The organism is Sulfuricurvum sp. RIFCSPLOWO2_12_FULL_43_24, assembly GCF_001829605.1.
GTDB lineage: Bacteria > Campylobacterota > Campylobacteria > Campylobacterales > Sulfurimonadaceae > Sulfuricurvum.
This window is the reverse complement of record NZ_MIBT01000015.1, coordinates 24,531-44,763: the sequence shown is the minus strand read 5'-3', so window position 1 is coordinate 44,763 and position 20,233 is coordinate 24,531. Positions and strand designations below refer to the sequence as shown.

The following is a 20,233-nucleotide window of genomic DNA, read 5'->3' as shown; positions in this document are numbered from 1 at the left end:
CAGTTGATGATTATGCGCTTGAACATCATGGTGCGGTAAGTGCCGAAGTGGTTGTAGAGATGTCAGAGGGGGCGATGAATGTTAGTTTTGCCGATTATTCCTTGGCCATCAGCGGTGTCGCAGGGCCTACCGGAGGGAGCGATACCAAGCCGGTCGGAACCGTTTATATCAGCGCAAGGTCTAAAACATCGGTTCATACGGAACGATTTCATTTCGAGGGAGATCGTAACTACATCCAAGAGCAAAGTGTTCTTATGGCGGTAAAAATGCTCCTGAATATAGACAAAGAATTATTTTTTGCCTAAATCATTCTTTCGCCTTGACAAAACGACATCTTTCCCCTATAATTTCGCCCTCACAATCGTCCAGTTTTGATGATTGAAGAGGTCTCGTTAGCTCAGCCGGTAGAGCATCTCACTTTTAATGAGGGGGCCGATGGTTCGAATCCATCACGAGACACCATGTGCGGTTCAGTGACCCTTTCGTCTAGTGGCCAAGGACACTATCACTTCATGGTAGGAACAGAGGTTCAAATCCTTTAGGGGTCGCCACTTGTTCGAGTTGTTTCGATTTATTTTTTAAACTCTTGGGAGTTTAGCTCAGTTGGTAGAGCGCTACCCTTACAAGGTAGATGTCACAGGTTCGAGTCCTGTAATTCCCACCATTTTTTTTGGCGCTGCAGCGGTAGTTCAGTTGGTTAGAATACCTGCCTGTCACGCAGGGGGTCGCGGGTTCGAGTCCCGTCCGCTGCGCCATATTTACTCTTCTTTTATTTACCATCACAATATCCTTTATCTATGTTATTATATTTGCATGAAACTCAAATCTGCACTTTTTACCCTTTACATTGCTGTATGGCTAATTTTAGCTATTGATCCATGGTATCGTGATGATTGGCTGTTGGAAAATCTTTTGGTATTTATTGCTCTGCCGATTATTCTTTGGTGTGAGAAGCGGTTTGGTTTTTCTGAGCCAAGTGTTTGGATGCTCTTTATCTTTTTTGTTTTGCATGGAATAGGTGCACACTATACCTACAGTGAAATGCCTTTTTTTACCCCATTTACTGAATTTTTCGGATTTGAACGAAATCATTACGACCGTGTAATCCACTTTTTATTCGGGTTCTTACTCTTTTTACCCTTCTTAGAACTGTTTTTCTCATTCGAAAAATCGGTTAAAAATACGTTTACTTTTACTCTTGTTTTTCTGATCGCTGCATCCGGTTTCTATGAAGTGATAGAATGGATCGCTACACAAATGACTCATGCTGATCTTGGAACAGCTTTTTTAGGTATACAAGGAGATGAATGGGATGCACAAAAAGATATGGCATGCGGATATCTTGGGGTTTTGATTTCAGCAGCCATTTATTACCGCAAAATTATCCCAAAACACTAATGAGTCTCAATCGTACCTCGTGGATATTGCTGATTTTTTATCTGATGCATTGATTTCTCTTTGATCATCTCTCTTTCGTGTCTTAAAGCCTCTTTTTGCGGATGATGATGTTTTTTAAATTCAAGTCTGGCCGCTTGTTCACGGCGTTCACATTCTTTATACGATTGAGGTGTCGCTGCATGTTTCACACATTCATCCGCCTCTTGCAAAATTTTGATCCGTTCTTGATGACTTTTCTCTTCAAGTGCTTTATGTTTTTGAAAAAGATCTTGTCTTTGCTGATTCGTCATATCCACAGACGCTTCTGCTTCAACCAGTGAAAGTGAAGCCAATAATGCAATTACGACCCATTTCTTCATCAAATCCCCCGACTTTATTTTGCCAACTCTACATTATAAATTTGGCCGTTTCGCTTAATAATTTTTACCCGTTGACCAACTCCGAATTCCGTCCCTTTTGAGATCACAATAACCTCTTGTTTATCATCCAAAGTGACCGATAGTTCCTGTGCATTCGATTTTCCGATTTCATTTCCGGCATATAAACCGACCAATCCACCCGCTAACATTGTTAAAACAGAACCTCTTCCACCTCCCATGGTAGAACCGATCACCGCTCCGCTAATACCTCCTATGGCTCCACCGCCACCGGAATCTTTCACAACTACTGGTTTGACATCCGTTATGACACCCGATTGTGATGACAACATATATTTTGACGCATCCGCATCAACTTCTGCAACACCTGATTGTGCACAACCGCCTAAAATAATCATGCTCGTAAATGCTACTGCTGCTAACGTTTTCATACTATCCCCTTTTTTCCAATTGTATCACTCTTTTATAAATAAGGCATTTGTATTCAATACCTCAATTATGTTATCATCTAATCTAAACACCACAAAAGGTAGGTAGCGTATGCAAATATTTCTCATTATTCTGGGCGTCGTAGCCCTTATCGCTATTTTGATGTACAACTCTCTCATCGGTAAAAAAAATCAGGTTGAAAACATTTTCGCCGGAGTCGATGCGGTACTCAAAAAACGGTTCGACCTCATCCCGAATCTCGTTGCATCGGTTTCACAATATATGGAACATGAAAAAGGGACGTTGGAAAAAGTGACCGAATACCGTGCACAGGCGATGAAGCCGGGAATCAGTGATGATCAAAAAATTGCTCTCGATGCCAAACTCACCTCTGCCCTCGGCGCGATCAATATCGCGATGGAAGCCTATCCCGATCTCAAAGCCAACGAAAACGTCATGCACTTGCAACGCTCACTCAATGAAATCGAAGAGCAGATCTCCGCTGCACGACGTGCTTATAACCAAGCGGTCACCGATCTCAATAATGCTATCGAAATGTTCCCAACCAATATTGTGGCAGGATGGATGAATCTACAACGACGAGCGGTATTTGAAATCACCGTTACTGAGCGACAAAATGTTGATGTTAATGCCCTTTTTAATCGATGAAATCCGTTTCGGAACTGACCGATTTTTATTACAAAGAGCTATACCCCTCTACTAATGAGCTTGAAGAGACCCGAAAACGGATCATATCTCAGCTCAAATGGTATGGAGGAATGGGAATCGTCGCTTTTGCCGTCGTTGCTTTGTGGATGGGGAAAAGTTTCGGTCTTTTGCATCCTCTCTCGATAGCCGTCGTCTTTGGTTTTATCATACTTGCATCGATCACCTACCGTGCTATGACATCGGGATATGCCCAAGACTTTAAAACTCGCATCATCACCCCCCTAATCCATGCCATCGATCCGCATCTCCTCTACAATCCCGGTTTTATGATTTCCCGACACCTGTTTGAACGGAGTGATCTGTTCCAACACTCCATAGACCGTTACAGCGGAAACGATTACGTCAAAGGCTCGATTGACGGAGTACCGCTTGAATTTTCCGATGTCCATGCCGAATACCAAACTCGAGATTCCAAAGGGCGTACCCAATGGCACACCCTCTTCCGGGGGCTCTTTCTCGTTGCCGAATTCAACAAACACTTCAAAGCTAAAACGATTATCCTCCCCGACCAAGCTGAAAAAAGTTTCGGTTCCCTTATCGGAGGATGGCTTCAATCAATCAATTTTTCCCGTAATGATCTTATCCGTATGGATGATCCTGAATTTGAGAAACATTTTGTTGTGTATGGAAGTGATCCCATCGAAGCCCGTTATATCCTCACCCACTCGATGATGAAACGGCTCTTGGATTTTCAACGTCGTGTTTCACATCCGCTGTTTGTCTCTTTTGTCCATAATCATATCCATGTCGGAATCGGCACAGAAAAAGATCTGTTTGAACCAGCGGTTTTTACCTCGTTGCTCGATTATAAACAGGCGATGGAATACGTTAACACACTTCAAAATACGATTGGATTGGTAAAAGAATTAAAACTCAATGAAAAGTTGTGGAGTAAAGAGTAAAAATGAGCACCGAAGTCTATATCTTCATTGTTTGTATTCACCTTCTTGCCATAATCATGATTTTAGGGCTTGTAAAAATTCTCCCAACTACTTTTGCAGTACCGACACCTCCAAAAAAAATCATAGTGTTAGGGGTCTTCGCCGGTTTTGCACTTGGATGGTTTATATTATTTCCTATACGTTACTTTACAATCCGATACCCACCAATATCTTTCAATCAAAATAATGTTGTAGAAGGAAAAATACAATATATTGCTTCAGGTAGGACACCTATGGATACCGGATCTTTAATTGTAGTTTATCAAAATAACGGTTCTGTGAAAGCTCTTGAATGCTATGGTGCTAAAGAAAAATGGCTAAAATACAATGCGATACCATGTGGAAATGATGACATCGCATATCGAGAATTAAACGGACAAATTGGGAAAATATGGTTCTATAATGATTTATTGCCTACAAATAGCCCCAACTCTTATGTGAGAGATAAAGCTGTTCAAATCGTTTTACAGCATAAAACCTATCCCTATGATATTCAAGTGAAAGTCATTAAAGAATCATTGAAAAGCAAAATAAGTGACCCTTTTCATGAAGATAATATTATTACGGCAATCGGATTTTTACTTTTTACTTTAACAGGTTTTATATTAATTTTGAAAAACAAACATATCGATTTACATAAAGAAGAAATCGATGCTAATGTAGCCAAGATGTGGGAAGCATATAATAGAAAGCATAACAAACCATTAGATTAGTCGAAAAATGCCCCCTCAAAATGGGTCAAAATCTTCTCATCTTTCGTAAGCAGTGGATAATCTCGTGCCATTGCATTTGCAACGATAATACGATCAAACGGGTCACGTGTCCATTCCAATGAGAGACTCTTTTTGATAACGTCAAACATTTCCACCTCATCGACCCGTAAATCGATCATTGCATTTAGATCACCGAGAATATTATACGGGGTATCGGTGAGGCGACCGATCTCCTGCAAATATTTCAGCTCCATCATCACCATCGGAGAGATCAATAATGTATGAGCATTTTCTATCGCATCCAATGCTCTTTTTGAAAATTTCTCCAACTCTTTCTGCCGAAGCCATACGACGATATGGGTGTCTAAATAAAGGGTTTCCATTCACCCTCCCAAGACGTATTCATGAGTTCATCGTCACTGCATGAAGTAATTTTTTTAGGTTGAATCGCCTTAAGCCGGCTTTTTTTATGTTCTGGAACAATCATTAAAATTTGCCCGTTTCGTTTCACTTCCAACGGTTCTTTGGTTTCAATCACAGAATCAAGTATATTATAGAGATTTTCTCTCAATTTTGAGGGTGTAATGGTCATGATTTACCTCCTGAATAAAAGTATTATATCATAAACGTACGTTTTATTATTACATCGTACGTTATTAGAGTTTTTGAATCGTACGCCCTACTGCCGTATAGAACTGTTCCAGTTTCTCTGCTGTTGCTTCGACACTAAACTCAGCCCCTTTTTCTCCAAATATTTTACTAACGCAACGAATACCTTTTTGAGTTATCTCATATTCAACGATCGAAACACTTGAATACTCACACGTAAAACTCTGATCAACAAGTTTTTCATACGTGTGTAGTTGTGCTTGGGCATAGACGGCATTTGCGGCATCGGCATAAGCTCGTACCAACCCTCCGGGTCCCAGTTTAGTTCCACCGAAATAGCGGACGGTGATAATCGCAGCATTAATCAGTTCATGCCCTTGTAAAACCGCTAATGTCGGTTTACCCGATGTCCCTTTAGGCTCGCCGTCATCACTGGATGATTCAATAATCTGATCAAATTCATTAAGACTACGAGATGCGCTCACCCAATGAACCGCTTTAGGATGTTCGGCGCGTAACCGTGCCATTTGCTCATCAAACATCGTATTTGGTATTAAATGAGCGATAAATTTCGATCCTTTTATCTCAATCGAATCACTAAATAGTTTCTCTACAGTTTTCATACATGCGATTATACCATTTGCTATAATGGCACATTTACTTTTGGAGTTCAAATGATCGATTTTTTGATGAGCGGATACGGATTAGGTTCAATGGGTCTAGTCGGTATTATCCTCTTTTTAGTCTATCTCAAACTAATGAAATGGGTTTTTAAAATTGCAATTTTTGGCATCATAGCACTCGGAGCCTTTTGGTATTTTAATCCCCCTACCCTTGGATAAGTTCTAAATGTCTACCCCGCAACAATTGCTTCTAGCATGGTATAAAATCAATGGCCGTCATGATCTCCCATGGCGAACCACGGATAATCCCTATCACATCTACCTCAGTGAAATCATGCTTCAGCAAACGCAGGTCAAAACGGTGTTAGAGCGGTTTTATTTCCCGTTTTTACAAAGGTTCCCGACATTGCAAAATGTAGCAGATTCCGAGCTGGATGATGTTCTAAAAATGTGGGAGGGACTTGGATATTATACTAGGGCTAAAAACCTCCATAATGCCGCTAGGACGTGCAACGGTACACTCCCGACTAATGCTCACGATTTAATGCAGCTTAGCGGTATAGGGCGATCCACTGCCCACGCTATTGCCGCCTTTGCTTTTGATGAAGCGTTACCTATCCTCGATGCCAACGTAAAGAGGATACTGCACCGCTATTTCGCTCTTTGCGAACGCCATGAAAAAAAGCTCTGGGAATATGCTTACACCCTTTTTGATCCTCTTCATCCCTTTGAATACAATCAGGCGATGATGGATCTCGGTTCATCACTTTGTTTGCCGAAAAAGCCGCTCTGCGATCTCTGTCCATTTGAACAAACATGCCAAGGAAAGTTCGATCCCCTCTCCTATCCCGAACCAAAAATAAAAACGATCAAACCGATCCGATTCCGCAATATCATTGTCAATAAAAAAGAAGAGTTATACGCACTAACACAACGTACGGAGCGATTTTTACACGGTTTATGGGGATTTTATGAGTCTGAAAAGCCGCTTCGTACACCATTTAAACATTTAGGACATATCACCCAAAGCTACAGCCATTTTACCCTCGAAGCGGACGTTTATCTAAGTTTTGAGGATATGAATGAAGAAGGGCTTGAATGGTTCGATCTTAGAGAGATCGCACAGCTATCACTCAGCCGAGCCGATCATAAAGTGCTTGAATTTATAAAGCAAAACGCTTAGGATCAAAAAAAGTTTCATCGCTGATATGACCGAATGCGGAGTTGATCGAAACAAATAGATCAGGATATTTCTCTTCCATCTCAAAGAGCATTTTTTTCATACTTGCTCTGGCATGAGGCATTTTGACATCAAACCGCATGGCTGGACATGCTTCATCACCGATGGTCGGCATCTCATTTTCCAATGCACAGGCAGCAAGCTGACGTTCACGCAGCTGTATCAGAGGACGGATAACGATTAGCCCGTTGCCTGCTTTGTATTTGGGAGCAAGCGCTCTCATCTGACCGTTGTAAATTAGATTCATAAAAAAGCTCTCTGCACTATCATCGAGATGATGGCCAAGGGCTACTTTATTGCATCCGAATTTCTCTGCCGCACTGTACAATGCACCTCTGCGCATACGTGAAAAGAAACTGCAAAACGAAGAGTTCTGGCGAATTTTCTCACCCGCGATCTCATACGTATTGGTCTCATGAATTTCATGAGGAATCCCATGCTCGGCACAATGTGCGATTAGGGCAGAGAGATCTTCCCCCATCCCATACGTCACTGTCACGGCCAGTATCTCAAATTTAAATGGGGCACGACGTTGCTGTTCGCGCATCGCATGTACCATCGTAAGGGAATCTTTACCGCCGCTAAGAGCAACCAGAATTTTATCACCCTCTTCGATAAGACCGAATTCACCATTTGTACGCCCGATTTGGCGCATTATCTTTTTACTTAATTTAATCGCCAATGCGTTTTACCATCTCTAAAATGAATTTGGCACTCACCTGTGCCGAACTTTGCAAAAAGGTATCGAAATCAACACCGGCATCCCCATCAGCACTGTCACTGATAGAACGAAGAACAAAAAACGGAACTCCAAAGTTATGACAGACACAAGCGACACTTGCCCCTTCCATCTCTAAGGCATCGGCATTAAAGGTTTTTTCAATCCATGCTTTACGCTCTGGCGATGCAACAAACTGATCTCCCGTCGCAATAATCCCCTCATACAAATCAACACCCATATCAATCGCAATCTCTGATGCCAAAGAGCGTAGATCAGCATCCGATTCAATCATTACCGAACTCTCGGGGATAAATCCATCAGGATGACCGAATGCGGTGATGTCGACATCATGTTGGCACAATTGGCTCGCCATAATCAAATCGCCGATTTTCAAATCTTTAGATATGCCACCGGCGACACCGCTAAATAGAAGTGCTTTGCAACCGTAACGCTCCAGCATTACCGAAGCGGTAATCGCCGAAAAGACTTTCCCGATTTTTGAATAGGCAATGACAAGATCATGCCCTGCGTACTGTGCACGGTAAAATATATTTCCGGCATGTTCTTCGCTCGTGTAATCACCGAGTGCAGCTAAAATCGGATCGATCTCTTCACGCATTGCGCCCATAATGGCTATTTGCATCCTATACCTACTTTTTTATGAATTACGAGACAGGTAACGTCCCAGTTTTTGAAGGGAATGGTTCAGTTCAACCACTACACTTTGAGTTTCAAACCTCTCCAATACATGCTCACATAGTCCCATTGGGGTAATCACCCGGCTACCACCCCAAAATCCAAGACCATCTTCAAATCCTACACGGTTGACAAAAACAACATAGTTATGGCTTAGCAATGCCGTAGCCTTTAAAAGAGCATCCCATTGGGATTCAATCACCAACGCATTTTCTTCAAACCCCCGTGCAGGCGAAGCAGAAAGGACGTAAACTATTTCAGCATCACTTGCCGCAATCGCAGTTATCGTCTCTGCACGCCATAAATCCTCGCAAATAACCATGATAGCATTTCCGTATGGAGTTTCAAACGGTTCTATCGTATCACCGGCAATGAAATAACGCCCCTCTTCAAACATTCCGTACGTCGGAAGGTGATTTTTGTGATGGATGTGGACTAATTTTCCTTGTGAAAAGTACAAGGCACTGTTATACACTTTTCCCTCATCCCACAATGCGGCACCGATCGCAATATCACACGCAATACTGGCCTCTGCGAGAGTGGATAACTCTTCAATCTTCCATGCATCTTCATAAAGCTTATCCTGCAGCAGATACCCGCTGAGAGAGAGTTCAGGGAAAATGACAACATCCGCATCTGAATTCGCTTCAATCAGCCCTAAAACATCACTGAGGTTGGAACGATTGAGTTTTGGTGAAGATTGAATCAATGCTAGCTTCATGAGAGGGCTTCACATACCTTTGCAAGTGATTCCATATCCGAAATCCCCACGGTCTCAACATCAGGAGCATTACGCTTATTCAGCCCTTTGAGAACTGCACCGTTTCCAAATTCAATCATCATCTCAATTTCACCACTGATAGCTTCAATCGATTGTTTGTATTTAACCGGCTGAATCAACTGAACTTTGAGCCATTTTATTGCATCTTCTTTGGTTGCATAACGCTCCATCGAAGCATTTGAGACGATCGGAGCACTAAAAGAATCATTAACCATCGCTTCCATCGCTTCGCCTAGCGGGTCCATCGCAGACTCAAGAAGTGGACAATGGCTAGCGATTGACATATTCAAAAGCAATGCTCTCTTCGCTCCCGCTTCTTTGAATACACTCTCCATCGCTTGAAGATCTTCTTTGATTCCCGCTACGACGAGCTGACCCGCTTGGTTATAGTTAGCCGGCCAAACTCGTTTGCCTTCACTCTCGGCCTTGATACAAAGTTCTTCAACAACCGCATCATCCAAACCTAAAATCGCCATCATTCCCGCATTGATACTCTCGCACGCTTGGCTCATAAGTTTCCCGCGCTTGTGTACTAATTCTACCGCATCAACATAATCAATTGCGCCCGATGCGCATAGAGCACTGAATTCACCCAAAGAGTGACCCAAAAACATCACTGCCGTTGTTGGATGAGTCTCTTGAAAGAGTTTATACGCAATCATTGAAATCAATAAAATCGCAGGTTGTGTATACTCGGTTTTATCAAGCTGTTCATTTGTTTCAAACAAAAGTTGGGTAAAATCAACACCGATACGCTCACCCGCTTTTTCAAACATCTCACGCGCTAATGGAGAATTTTCATAAAATGATTTACCCATACCAATAGTTTGGGATCCCTGACCCGGGAAAATCATCGCGATTTTTTTGGACATTAATGCTCCTTGGTTTCTAAATTATACTCTGCATGATCTGCAATTTTTTTCCGTAATGTATTACGGTTCAGTCCAAGCCGCTCAGCTAATTGCAACTGAGATTTAAACCGCTTGATACCTGCACGGATAAGCGGAACTTCATACAGATGCAAAAAAGCTCGATAATCATTGTTGCTTCCGAGCTTTACTTCTAAATAATGTTCCATAATTTCCATCAAATCATTCTCATTGATACTGTCAAACAGATAATGCAGATAGACCTGACGTCGCAGCGATATGGCATTTTCGCTTAGATCCGGGACAAAGCCTTCAAGATCAAATGGCTCAGATTTTCCGAGAGTATCTCTCGCCTCTTTAACAAAAGCATCAATCAATACCGTGACATCTTCATTACGTTCACTTAAAGGGGGTAATGCAAGGCGAATGGTAAAAATCTCATCCAGCTGATCTTGGGAATAACGTCCACCGCCGGTAGCAATTACACGGGTACGTGTTTTTTGGATGGTTTCAATAAGACGTTTGAGATTTGCAACATTATCAAGACGATGAATAATAACATCACTATGAGATTCAATCGCATCCAGAAGTTCATCAAAATGACTGGCATCAATGATGGGCGCATGAGGAAGGATATAGCGCGCTAGGGTAAGTTTACCCGTTCCGCGCTCTCCTAAAATAATAGCATTTACCCCTAAACCTTTGAGTAAATTAGCGGTTTTAAACGCTTCGATAGAAGCGCTTGAAGCGGTTAAAAAATTAGTGACATCCACAGCCGTGATTACCGCCGCTTCCACAACATCCGCTCTCATCCACTTTGTTCTCAGCAGGAATTCCGCTCATCGCTTCTTCAGCCGATGCATCACGAACACTGCTGATGGTTACCGTAAATACCAAATCTTTCCCTGCAAGCGGGTGATTAAAATCGATGATTACAATATCATCCTTGATCTCTTTAACCATAACTTGAACGGTTCCGCCATCTTCACCTTGACCGTACAATGTCATACCGACATTCAAATCGATCCCTGCAAATTGTTCACGTGGAAGTTCTTGTTGTGCCTCTTCATTGTAATCGCCATATGCATCAGCAGCTTTTACAAGAACATCACCTTTATCACCCATGTTCATATTAGCAATCCCTGCTTCAAGACCAGGAATGATTTGTCCTTTTCCGAACATAAACGTCAACGGATGCCCGCCAACATTGCTGTCTACGACGTTTCCGCCATCACGTACTTCGTATTCGATCGATACGATTTGATTGTTTTCGATTGCCATTTGTAGTGCCTTAACTTTAGATGATGCGATTTTAGCACATTTACCTATGGTGATGCTGAAAACGCTCACTTAGAACGTCTCTGCTTATTTCAACTTAGATAATTGCTCTTGTGCTTCTTTTGCTGCTCCGCTGCCGCTATATTTAGAGATAGTCGCCTGATAAAATGCTTTTGCGGTTGTGCTATCCCCTATTTTTTCCATCGATAAACCAGAGTGGAGCAAAAGGGTAGGCATATATCCTGCTTTTTCGTTACGAGAAGCAGACTCTTTATAAGTAGCTACCGCTTCTTTGTAGTTTTTACGCTCAAAATGTGTCTCACCGATCATAAACAACGCTTCGGCTGACTTGTGCTTTTTTTGAACCATCTGTTCAAAATAGATTTGTGCTTCACTGTATTTTCTTTGAGAAAAAAGTTTATTCGCCTCTTTCTCAATCGCACTATTATCCATTTTTGCCGGAGTTGCAGATTTCTCACTGCTAGGAACACTGACTTTGAGCTGTTTAATCAACGCGGCGAACTGATCTTTTGTTACGTAATTGCTGTTGATTCCATCCACGAGTAAAGAGAGTTCTTCGAGAAGGGTTTTGAACTGGGCAATATTTTCCGTATTGGCGGAAATTTGTTTGCCGAGATCTTCCATACTCACACTGTTATTGCTCTCTGCGGTTGCTTTCTCTTGGATCTTTTGAAGCATTAACGCTTGTTCATTCGATCTCTGAGCAAGCCCCTCGATAATCCCTTGCATACCGTCTAAACGTTCAGTCACACTCTCAACTTTGGCACTTTGGGCATTATTTTTTTGAATAACCGTCTGGAGCTCTTTTTTATTTTCAAGAATCAGCTTTTCTTCATGGGTAAGACCGTAAGGATTGGGGGAATTCAGATCACCCGCACCGAAGACCGAAGGCTCCGAGGCTGAGGCAAGAATAGAGAATAAAAAGGAGAAAGTTACTAACGAACGCATTTATGGAAGTTTAAAGTCTACACGACGATTTTTAGCCCAGCACTCTTGTGTTTTTTCCAAACAAACGGGATTGCTTTCGCCAAAACTGACCATGCTGATAGAATCTGCATTTGCGCCACTGTTTACCAAAGCTGTTTTAACCGCATTTGCACGCTTAAGACCAAGGGCAAAATTGTACTCATCACTACCGAATTCGTCACAATTACCTTCGAGTTTAATCGTTTTTTCTTTAACCAACAAGGTGTTTTTCGTCATTGCTGCTTGCATGTCTTCACGAATATCAAATTTATCGTAATCAAACAAAATACTCACCAATTGAGCATCTGAGCCATTGGTACCGTTTGCCGCTGCTGTATCATTCGCATTTGCATTCGTAATCGGAGCGATTACAGCATTGGAATCGGTTGATGTCGTAGCATTAGGATTTACACCTGTTCCTACTGAACTTCCGGCAGTAGATGCTGTTGCATCAATTGCAGGCTCTTTTGTACTACATCCGCTCAAAACGAGCATCGCTACTGTTGCGCTTAAAAAAGCTATGTTTTTCATCATTGTCGTCACCTCATGATTGTTGATAAAGGAATGTTACCGAAAAAAACATTAACATTACCAGTCTATCGATTGAATTCTCCCTATTTTGAGGGGAAATGCAAAGCTTTTATTAATCCCGAAACGGATAAGACCGATAGAACTGCGCGATCCCTCTTGTTTAATATACAAAATCGCTTCTCCATCAGGAGAAAATCGTGGATAATCATTCTCTCCACTGGCCGTTAAGCGTTTTATATTCCCAGAATTTAAGGAGAGTAAATGCAAGTTAAAAGCATTTCCACCGTATCCGGAAGTACTTTCACGTGCTTTATAGACCAAGAAATTTTTATATGAACTGAGGGATGAGTTATTTTTACCTTGATACACAAGTTGCGAAACAGCATTACTGTTAATGCGCGTTGAAAAAACATTGGGGTAGCCAAAACGATTCGAAACAAAAGCGATGGAACCATCTCCCATAAACTGGCCGTTTACATCGATCCCGGAATAATCGGTTATACGTGTTTTAGTATTAGAATTCAAATCGTACTGATAAATATCAGGCTGCCCCGTAGGGGCCAATGTGAGCAAAAGACGGGTGCTGTCTTCGCTGACATCGGAACATACCGCCATCCCATCTGAGCTGATCACTTTCTCTTTTTTTCCGCTCAAAAGATTCATCTTATAAATTGTCGGTTTAAAATCGGAAAGTGAAGTGTAGTACAAATCACTCTGCTCACGATTAGCCCATTTTGCAAATCCATATATCCCCCCTTTTAAAATCACTTTTTGATACGAAAGGGTATAGTCTGAAGCGACAATTTCAGAGTGTCTTGGACTGGTTAAACGGACAAATAAAACTTTTCGTTTAATCCAATCAATCGGGGATCCTCCGATTTTGGCATTAATATCATACGCTACGGAGTGAGAGAGAAAAACCAGCATTTCACTTTGTTTCAAAATATAGCTTTTAAGAAAAAGGGGAGTACCGTCTTGAAGAAGTTTTACATCCGCTTTTACTCCGCCCATTCCATCATTGACTAAACGATAACGCAAAAGATAACGAGCCTCTTTATGCGCAGGTGCAGGGGAAGTTGCATCAAATCCAGCCATAGCATAGCTCTCATCGACACTAAACATCGAAACGACATTCATATCTGCCGCTAACATTTGTGAGAATTTTTGAGACATCTCCGTGCTTTGGGGCGATGAGTCTTCAATGGCTAACGGTGTTAATCTCGCTACCCCTTTAACCACTTCTATGGTCGCATCCGCACCCCATAAAAGTTGAATCAAACATAACCAAAAAAAGATAATTTTCAAATGACTACTCCTTAGCCGTTAAAATAAATTCCAATACTGCATCTTTGCCATCTGGATGTTCGGGAAAATGGATCGAATTAAGGCGCTCTTTCAGCCAATCAATTTCACTGTTAAAAGAACTGTTTCTTGAATAACTGAGAATACGGTAAGAGATCAGTTTCCCCGATGCACTGATACTCATGCGTACCCGTGCCACTTCACCTGCACTCCCTGAGGGTGGACGAAAATAGGTATAAACCAAACCTTGAATCTTAGCATGGTATTCGTTAACGAGCGGCCCCGTCGATCCCCCTTGCGGAATCACTTTTACAAAAGGTTTAGCAAGGGTAACTTTATTCACTTTATCCGAAAAACGGGGCGTCTCTTTTTTTTCTAAAAGCTCTTTTTCCAATGCATTCAAATCATCTCGGCGCTTACTATCATCCTCCCTTTTTTTAGGAGACTTTTCAGTTTTGACCTGAGAAAAAAGATCGGATATTTCAGGTATGGGTTCGGATTTTACAACCTCATTTGGTTCTTGAGCAACTTCAGGTTCTGTAGGGGTCACGGAGGGTTCAGGATCACTTTGTTCCGTAGCTTTTGTCTCGGAAATTGCAATAGAAACATTGATCACATTACTTTGCATCATAGCAAACTGTTCGATTTTAGGGGTGAGGAGAAGAGAATACCCTGCTAAAACGACTAGAGCGATGAAAAGAGAAAATGAGATTAACCCGCTCAAAAAAAAGTAGCGTTCTTGATTCGAACCCATTTACAAAGTCCTCATACTAAAAACTTTGAAAATAGATTGTTTATGGTGCAGTGACAAGAGAGACATTTTGAAAACCGGCTTTTTTAACGACGGCTAAAACATTCATAACTTCACTGTAATTCAAACGTCCGTCAGCACTAATACGTACCGTAGAATCAGCTGGGTAAGAAGGAGCCAAACGGATAAAATTATCGGCAAAAGTTTCAAGTTGAAATTGATCTTGACCAATGTTGATTTTTCGCTCATCAGAAATTATAATTTCAATCTCTTTTTTTTCTGTGATCTCTTTTTGAGCAGAACCTTTCGGGAGACGGATCAACTCTTCATAAACAATATTGGGAGAAATAACCATTAAAATGGCCAGCAAAACGAGCATTACATCCACTAGCGGAGTAATGTTCAGTTCCGGTTTTTCATCCCAATCAAACACGCTTACACTTCTTTTGAAAGGAGTGCATCGCCTTGCATACGAATCAGACCTGATAATTCAAACGCTTTACGTTTAAGAATTTGATGATAGGTATAAGCGAATATTGCGACAAAGATACCTGACGCCGTTGCGACAAGAGCATCCGATACACCCGAAGCTATAATGCTCATCGTCCCACTGGCCTGACCGATATGATCAAACGTATCCAAGATAGAAACAACCGTACCAAAAAGGCCTATAAACGGGGTAGTTGATGCAACAACGGAAAGAAACATCAACCCTTTTGTCGACTCTTTGGTAGCAGCGTAAGAAGCCATATCAAACAGTGAAACAGAAAGACGGGATGAAGATTTAATAAAATGGCTTAAATAGGCATAGTCTGGAATCTGCTTAGACCCTAATAACAAGGACTCAAGCGATTGATTTTCAGTACCAATCCATTGATTTAGTGAAAAGAAACGGTAAAAAAAGACCCAATTAACGGCAATAAAGTAGAAAGAGAGAACCAGTAACACAATGAGTGTTACCGGATGGCTTTTGTCATAAAAATCGGCAAATGTCTGAAACATTTTTTAGACTAAATGATGTGCCGCAGATTCGATACGTGCGGATACTGATGCGATCATAGCATTGGAATCGCCAACACTGCTGATCAAAGATTTCGCTTCATCAAGTGCCTTAGCGATATCTCCTTCATTATCTCCACGAATAGCAACCGCACCGTCTACCAAAACAACTACTTTGTTTTGGGTGATTTGGACTACACCCCAATTCACGACGATTGATTCTGTTTTACCGTTCTCTTTTTGAATATCTATTACTCCAGCTTGGAGCAATGTAGTCAAAGAGACGTGTTCAGGGAGAACACCAAATTCTCCCTCTTCACCCGGAAGGGTGACGCTTTTAGCCGGCCCGTTATAAATCGGACCGCTTGGGGTTAGCACTTCTAAGAGGAGTGTTTCCATCGTGTTTCCTTATAAGGCGAGAAGCAATTACTTGCTTTTCATTTTAGCAGCTTTTTCAATCGCCTCATTCATATCACCAACCATGTAGAACGCGCCTTCTGGCATATGGTCGAATTCACCCTCAAGAATTCCTTTGAACCCTTTGATAGTGTTTTCAAGTGAAACGTATTTTCCTGGAGAACCGGTAAATACTTCCGCAACGAAGAACGGTTGAGAAAGGAATTTCTCGATTTTACGTGCGCGCTCAACAGTTGATTTATCATCTTCTGAAAGCTCATCCATACCGAGAATTGCAATGATATCTTGCAAGTCTTTGTATTTTTGCAATGTTTTTTGAACACCGCGAGCAACACCGTAGTGCTCTTCACCGATGATTTGCGGATCAAGCAAACGAGAGGTTGAATCCAATGGGTCAACCGCAGGATAGATCCCTTTTTCAGCGATTTTACGGTTAAGAACCGTAGTCGCATCAAGGTGAGCAAATACCGAAGCCGGAGCCGGGTCAGTCAAGTCATCCGCAGGTACGTATACCGCTTGAACCGAAGTGATTGAACCTTTTTTGGTTGATGTAATACGGTCTTGGAGAGCACCCATTTCACGAGCCAATGTCGGTTGGTAACCAACGGCTGATGGGATACGTCCAAGAAGTGCTGACATCTCAGAACCCGATTGTGCAAAACGGAAGATGTTATCGATAAACATCAATACGTCAAGTCCTTTTTCATCACGGAAGTACTCCGCCATAGTAAGACCTGTAAGAGCGATACGGTTACGTGCTCCCGGCGGTTCAGACATTTGACCGTAGCACAGTGCTACTTTGTCCAAAACGCTTGATTCTTTCATCTCGTGGTAAAGGTCATTCCCCTCACGAGTACGCTCACCGACACCGGCGAAAACAGATAGACCGTCATGCCCGTGTGCGACGTTATGGATAAGTTCCATGATAATAACGGTTTTACCGACACCGGCACCACCGAAAAGACCAACTTTACCACCCTTAGCGTATGGAGCCAAAAGGTCAACAACTTTGATACCCGTTTCGAACATCTCAGTTTTTGTACTTTGGTCAACAAGTGGTGGAGGATCACGGTGAATTGACCATGTATCACAATCTGTTACTTGATCGCCGCCATCGATAGTTTCACCGATTACGTTGAAGATACGTCCGAGAACTTTTTCTCCAACCGGAACTTTGATCGGAGCACCAGTTGCACGAGCCGCCATTCCGCGAACAAGACCTTCTGACATATCCATAGCGATCGTACGTACACGACCGTTTCCAAGGTGAGATGCTACTTCAAGAATAAGACGAGTCGTATTCCCTTCTACACTTACATTTACTTCGATTGCATCATTGATTGCAGGTAAATACCCTTCAAAATCAACGTCAACAACCGGACCAATTACTTGAGCAATTTTACCAATCATTCTTTCCTCCATAATTATTTCATCGACTCGACGCCGCTGATAATCTCGATAAGTTCGGTTGTAATCGATTCTTGTCTCGCTTTGTTAAACTTGACTTTCAACGAGTTAACCATCTCTTTAGCGTTGTTGGTTGCAGCATCCATTGCCTGCATACGTGCACTGTGCTCTGCCGCAACAGAATCGATCAGAGCATAATACATATTGTATTCAGCGTATTTTGTTACTAATGAATCAAGCATTTTCTCTTCATCTTGTGCTTCAAGCTCTAACATAGTGTTTTGAGCTTTTTCACAATCGTAACTCTCTACATTGACCGGCAATACACGATTAACATGCAACTCTTGGGTAATGACGTTTTTATATCCGTTGTACACAAGATAAACCGCATCAATTTTACCCTCTTTGAAATCATTAATTGATCTCGTCATAAACTCGCTGGAGCGTTGCATATCAGGAGCAGAACTCAAGTTTTTCACTGCATCAAGCATCTCTACTTCATTATAATTGAAAAACTCAATCCCTTTTTTCCCGATACCGCGAAGGCGGATTTTGACTTTTTTATTTTTGTATTCACTCATTAGACGTTTAACCGCTTTGATGGTTTGCATGTTGAAACCGCCGCAGAGCCCTTTGTCCGCTGTTACAAAAATAATGTCGATCATTTCAGGTGCATCATTCTCAATGAAGCAGCGGTTTTCAATCCCGCCCACTTTATTGCATTTAATACGTCCTGCGATTTCAGCTATCACTTGATTCGTTTTTTGTGCAAACAGACGTGAGCGTTTCGCAAGCTCTTCCGCACGGCGAAGTTTCGCCGTTGAAACAAGCTTCATTGCACGCGTAGTTTTTTGCGTGTTCGAAACACTTTTGATCTGTCTTTGAATCTCTTTCAAGTTAGCCATAAAGATCCTTATTCAGCAACGAAAGTAGATTTAAACTCTTCGAGTGCTTTTTTCATCATTGCCATCGTTTCATCATCGATTTTTGATGTACTACGGATGTTTTCAAGAATTTGTGGATAAGACGCTTCAATAAACGGATACAAATCCGCTTCAAATTTAACGACTGAATCTGCAGAAATATCATCAAGATACCCTTCATTACCCGCGAAAATAACCAATGCTTGTTTTTCAGCACCGAGTGGTGAATATGGAGGCTGTTTCAATACTTCAACCATACGTTGACCACGCTCAAGTTGTTTGCGGCTTACTTCATCCAAATCAGAAGCAAATTGGGCAAACGCTTGAAGCTCACGGTATTGTGCCAAATCAAGACGCAATGTTCCTGCAACTTGTTTTGTTGCTTTGATTTGTGCAGCACCACCGACACGTGATACAGAAAGACCTACGTTGATCGCAGGGCGGATACCTGAGTTGAACAAGTCAGTTTCCAAGAAAATTTGACCGTCAGTGATCGAAATAACGTTAGTTGGGATATACGCCGCAACGTCACCCGCTTGAGTTTCGATGATCGGAAGTGCTGTCAATGAACCCGCACCCAACTCATCGTTCAATTTCGCTGCACGCTCTAAAAGACGAGAGTGTAGATAGAAAACGTCACCCGGATATGCTTCACGGCCCGGAGGACGGCGAAGGATCAATGACATTTCACGGTAAGCTACCGCGTGTTTAGAGAGATCATCATAAACGATCAAACCATGACGCGCGTTGTCACGGAAATACTCACCCATCGTTACACCGGTATACGGAGCAAGGAATTGGAGAGCTGCCGCTTCAGAAGCAGGAGCAGAAACGATAATAGTGTATTCAAGCGCACCGTGTTCTTCAAGACGACGGATAACTTGTGCTACCGTCGATTCTTTTTGACCAATCGCAACGTAAACACAGACTACACCGTTCCCTTTTTGGTTGATGATCGTATCCAAAGCAACGGTAGTTTTACCGGTTTGACGGTCACCGATGATAAGTTCACGTTGACCACGTCCGATCGGAACAAGAGCGTCAATCGCTTTAATACCGGTTGCCATCGGTTCATGAACCGACTTACGAGCCATAATCCCTGGAGCTTTCTCTTCAACAAAACGGATTTCTGTTGTTTCGATTGGTCCTTTTCCATCAATTGGCTCACCAAGAGCGTTTACAACACGCCCAAGAAGTGCATTACCGACAGGAACACGTAAAAGACGTCCAAGACGTTTTACTGACATACCTTCGCGAAGATCTTTACCTTTACCAAGAATAACAACACCGACGCTGCTCTCCTCAAGGTTCATAACCAGACCGCGTGAACCGTCTTCAAATTCTACCATCTCTCCGGCCATAACATTGTTCAAGCCATAAACTTGAGCGATTCCATCTCCGTATGAGACGATTTTTCCGGTTTCATTAATATCTACATTAAGTTCGAAATTTTCAATTCGTTCTTTAATGATTGAACTGATTTCGTCTGCTTGTACTTTTGCTACCACTATT

28 protein-coding genes and 4 tRNA genes are annotated in these 20,233 nt (G+C 42.0%); 11 read left to right on the top strand and 21 right to left on the bottom strand.

All coding sequences use genetic code 11. The annotated features are described in order from the left end of the window. The 6 genes from A3G19_RS01665 to A3G19_RS01640 all read left to right on the top strand — a co-directional run. Positions 1–305: CinA family protein (locus A3G19_RS01665; RefSeq protein WP_294870251.1), on the top strand; the 305-nt coding region annotated here is incomplete at its 5' end. 81 nt (positions 306–386) lie between these two features. Then, a tRNA-Lys gene (locus tag A3G19_RS01660) sits at positions 387–462 on the top strand. A 13-nt stretch (positions 463–475) separates the two neighbouring features. Then, positions 476–551, top strand: a tRNA-Glu gene (locus A3G19_RS01655). 37 nt (positions 552–588) lie between these two features. Beyond that, positions 589–664: transfer RNA gene (locus A3G19_RS01650), tRNA-Val, on the top strand. Between the two features lie 14 nt (positions 665–678). Then, positions 679–755: transfer RNA gene (locus A3G19_RS01645), tRNA-Asp, on the top strand. Between the two features lie 58 nt (positions 756–813). Further along, the gene (locus A3G19_RS01640; protein ID WP_015654068.1) at positions 814–1,398 is read left to right on the top strand and encodes a DUF2238 domain-containing protein; all 585 of its coding nucleotides are present in this window, start codon (positions 814–816) and stop codon (positions 1,396–1,398) included. Here A3G19_RS01640 and A3G19_RS01635 read toward each other — a convergent pair. Together A3G19_RS01635 and A3G19_RS01630 are read right to left on the bottom strand one after the other, a co-directional pair. Next, a complete protein-coding gene (locus A3G19_RS01635) occupies positions 1,395–1,757 on the bottom strand; it encodes a hypothetical protein (RefSeq protein ID WP_015654069.1) in 363 nt (120 codons plus the stop codon). The two genes, A3G19_RS01640 and A3G19_RS01635, sit on opposite strands and share 4 nt — an antisense overlap. Before the next feature lie 14 nt (positions 1,758–1,771). Beyond that, positions 1,772–2,206 carry a glycine zipper 2TM domain-containing protein gene (locus A3G19_RS01630; protein ID WP_015654070.1) on the bottom strand — a complete coding sequence of 145 codons (435 nt, stop codon included), beginning with the start codon at positions 2,204–2,206 and terminating at the stop codon, positions 1,772–1,774. Between the two features lie 109 nt (positions 2,207–2,315). Between A3G19_RS01630 and A3G19_RS01625 the strand changes: the two genes are divergently transcribed. From A3G19_RS01625 to A3G19_RS01615, 3 genes are read left to right on the top strand one after another with little or no spacing between them, the layout of a single operon-like run. Next, complete coding sequence (locus A3G19_RS01625) at positions 2,316–2,873, top strand: LemA family protein (RefSeq protein WP_015654071.1); 558 nt, start codon at positions 2,316–2,318, stop codon at positions 2,871–2,873. Next, positions 2,870–3,835 carry a DUF3137 domain-containing protein gene (locus A3G19_RS01620; RefSeq protein ID WP_015654072.1) on the top strand — a complete coding sequence of 322 codons (966 nt, stop codon included), beginning with the start codon at positions 2,870–2,872 and terminating at the stop codon, positions 3,833–3,835. The genes A3G19_RS01625 and A3G19_RS01620 overlap by 4 nt, the downstream gene beginning before the upstream one ends. A 2-nt stretch (positions 3,836–3,837) precedes the next feature. Continuing rightward, positions 3,838–4,587, top strand: coding sequence for a hypothetical protein (locus A3G19_RS01615; protein ID WP_015654073.1), 750 nt, complete (start codon positions 3,838–3,840; stop codon positions 4,585–4,587). Here A3G19_RS01615 and A3G19_RS01610 read toward each other — a convergent pair. From A3G19_RS01610 to A3G19_RS01600, 3 genes are all read right to left on the bottom strand, one after another. Then, the gene (locus A3G19_RS01610; RefSeq protein WP_015654074.1) at positions 4,584–4,970 is read right to left on the bottom strand and encodes a PIN domain-containing protein; all 387 of its coding nucleotides are present in this window, start codon (positions 4,968–4,970) and stop codon (positions 4,584–4,586) included. The two genes, A3G19_RS01615 and A3G19_RS01610, sit on opposite strands and share 4 nt — an antisense overlap. Beyond that, entirely contained in the window at positions 4,952–5,179 is a 228-nt protein-coding gene (locus tag A3G19_RS01605) for a type II toxin-antitoxin system Phd/YefM family antitoxin (RefSeq protein ID WP_015654075.1), read from the bottom strand. Before A3G19_RS01605 ends, A3G19_RS01610 begins: the two co-directional genes overlap by 19 nt. A 64-nt stretch (positions 5,180–5,243) precedes the next feature. After that, the gene (locus A3G19_RS01600) at positions 5,244–5,819 is read right to left on the bottom strand and encodes a YigZ family protein (protein ID WP_015654076.1); all 576 of its coding nucleotides are present in this window, start codon (positions 5,817–5,819) and stop codon (positions 5,244–5,246) included. A 51-nt stretch (positions 5,820–5,870) separates the two neighbouring features. Between A3G19_RS01600 and A3G19_RS01595 the strand changes: the two genes are divergently transcribed. Continuing rightward, positions 5,871–6,038 carry a hypothetical protein gene (locus tag A3G19_RS01595; RefSeq protein WP_291750860.1) on the top strand — a complete coding sequence of 56 codons (168 nt, stop codon included), beginning with the start codon at positions 5,871–5,873 and terminating at the stop codon, positions 6,036–6,038. Between the two features lie 7 nt (positions 6,039–6,045). Then, positions 6,046–7,002, top strand: a complete 957-nt coding sequence (locus A3G19_RS01590; RefSeq protein WP_015654077.1) for an A/G-specific adenine glycosylase — start codon at positions 6,046–6,048, stop codon at positions 7,000–7,002. Here A3G19_RS01590 and A3G19_RS01585 read toward each other — a convergent pair. The 16 genes from A3G19_RS01585 to atpA form a co-directional block, all read right to left on the bottom strand. After that, positions 6,983–7,714 carry an ATP-binding protein gene (locus A3G19_RS01585; protein ID WP_015654078.1) on the bottom strand — a complete coding sequence of 244 codons (732 nt, stop codon included), beginning with the start codon at positions 7,712–7,714 and terminating at the stop codon, positions 6,983–6,985. The genes A3G19_RS01590 and A3G19_RS01585 overlap by 20 nt on opposite strands. 16 nt (positions 7,715–7,730) lie before the next feature. Next, positions 7,731–8,423, bottom strand: a complete 693-nt coding sequence (locus A3G19_RS01580; RefSeq protein ID WP_015654079.1) for a 5'-methylthioadenosine/adenosylhomocysteine nucleosidase — start codon at positions 8,421–8,423, stop codon at positions 7,731–7,733. Positions 8,424–8,438: 15 nt separating this feature from the next. Then, a complete protein-coding gene (locus A3G19_RS01575) occupies positions 8,439–9,197 on the bottom strand; it encodes a nitrilase-related carbon-nitrogen hydrolase (protein WP_015654080.1) in 759 nt (252 codons plus the stop codon). Beyond that, positions 9,194–10,129 carry an ACP S-malonyltransferase gene (fabD, locus tag A3G19_RS01570; RefSeq protein WP_015654081.1) on the bottom strand — a complete coding sequence of 312 codons (936 nt, stop codon included), beginning with the start codon at positions 10,127–10,129 and terminating at the stop codon, positions 9,194–9,196. Before fabD ends, A3G19_RS01575 begins: the two co-directional genes overlap by 4 nt. After that, on the bottom strand, positions 10,129–10,938 hold the full coding sequence (locus A3G19_RS01565; RefSeq protein ID WP_291750861.1) for a helix-turn-helix domain-containing protein: 810 nt from the start codon (positions 10,936–10,938) through the stop codon (positions 10,129–10,131). Before A3G19_RS01565 ends, fabD begins: the two co-directional genes overlap by 1 nt. Beyond that, positions 10,886–11,407 carry a peptidylprolyl isomerase gene (locus A3G19_RS01560; RefSeq protein WP_015654083.1) on the bottom strand — a complete coding sequence of 174 codons (522 nt, stop codon included), beginning with the start codon at positions 11,405–11,407 and terminating at the stop codon, positions 10,886–10,888. The genes A3G19_RS01565 and A3G19_RS01560 overlap by 53 nt, the downstream gene beginning before the upstream one ends. Before the next feature lie 84 nt (positions 11,408–11,491). Then, entirely contained in the window at positions 11,492–12,373 is an 882-nt protein-coding gene (locus tag A3G19_RS01555) for a tetratricopeptide repeat protein (RefSeq protein WP_015654084.1), read from the bottom strand. Continuing rightward, positions 12,374–12,925 (bottom strand): OmpA family protein, encoded by a 552-nt coding sequence (locus A3G19_RS01550; RefSeq protein ID WP_015654085.1) that lies wholly within the window; start codon positions 12,923–12,925, stop codon positions 12,374–12,376. A gap of 54 nt (positions 12,926–12,979) precedes the next feature. Beyond that, positions 12,980–14,227, bottom strand: coding sequence for a Tol-Pal system protein TolB (gene tolB, locus A3G19_RS01545; RefSeq protein WP_294870248.1), 1,248 nt, complete (start codon positions 14,225–14,227; stop codon positions 12,980–12,982). Between the two features lie 4 nt (positions 14,228–14,231). Next, positions 14,232–14,978, bottom strand: coding sequence for a TonB C-terminal domain-containing protein (locus tag A3G19_RS01540; protein WP_015654087.1), 747 nt, complete (start codon positions 14,976–14,978; stop codon positions 14,232–14,234). A 40-nt stretch (positions 14,979–15,018) separates the two neighbouring features. Continuing rightward, on the bottom strand, positions 15,019–15,408 hold the full coding sequence (locus A3G19_RS01535) for a biopolymer transporter ExbD (protein WP_015654088.1): 390 nt from the start codon (positions 15,406–15,408) through the stop codon (positions 15,019–15,021). Between the two features lie 2 nt (positions 15,409–15,410). Further along, positions 15,411–15,977 carry a MotA/TolQ/ExbB proton channel family protein gene (locus tag A3G19_RS01530; RefSeq protein WP_015654089.1) on the bottom strand — a complete coding sequence of 189 codons (567 nt, stop codon included), beginning with the start codon at positions 15,975–15,977 and terminating at the stop codon, positions 15,411–15,413. Between the two features lie 3 nt (positions 15,978–15,980). Further along, entirely contained in the window at positions 15,981–16,373 is a 393-nt protein-coding gene (atpC, locus tag A3G19_RS01525; RefSeq protein WP_015654090.1) for an ATP synthase F1 subunit epsilon, read from the bottom strand. A gap of 27 nt (positions 16,374–16,400) precedes the next feature. Then, the gene (gene atpD, locus A3G19_RS01520; RefSeq protein ID WP_015654091.1) at positions 16,401–17,801 is read right to left on the bottom strand and encodes a F0F1 ATP synthase subunit beta; all 1,401 of its coding nucleotides are present in this window, start codon (positions 17,799–17,801) and stop codon (positions 16,401–16,403) included. Positions 17,802–17,815: 14 nt separating this feature from the next. Beyond that, positions 17,816–18,703, bottom strand: coding sequence for an ATP synthase F1 subunit gamma (gene atpG, locus A3G19_RS01515; RefSeq protein WP_015654092.1), 888 nt, complete (start codon positions 18,701–18,703; stop codon positions 17,816–17,818). 8 nt (positions 18,704–18,711) lie between these two features. Beyond that, positions 18,712–20,229, bottom strand: coding sequence for a F0F1 ATP synthase subunit alpha (gene atpA, locus A3G19_RS01510; RefSeq protein WP_015654093.1), 1,518 nt, complete (start codon positions 20,227–20,229; stop codon positions 18,712–18,714). Positions 20,230–20,233: the final 4 nt, after the last annotated feature.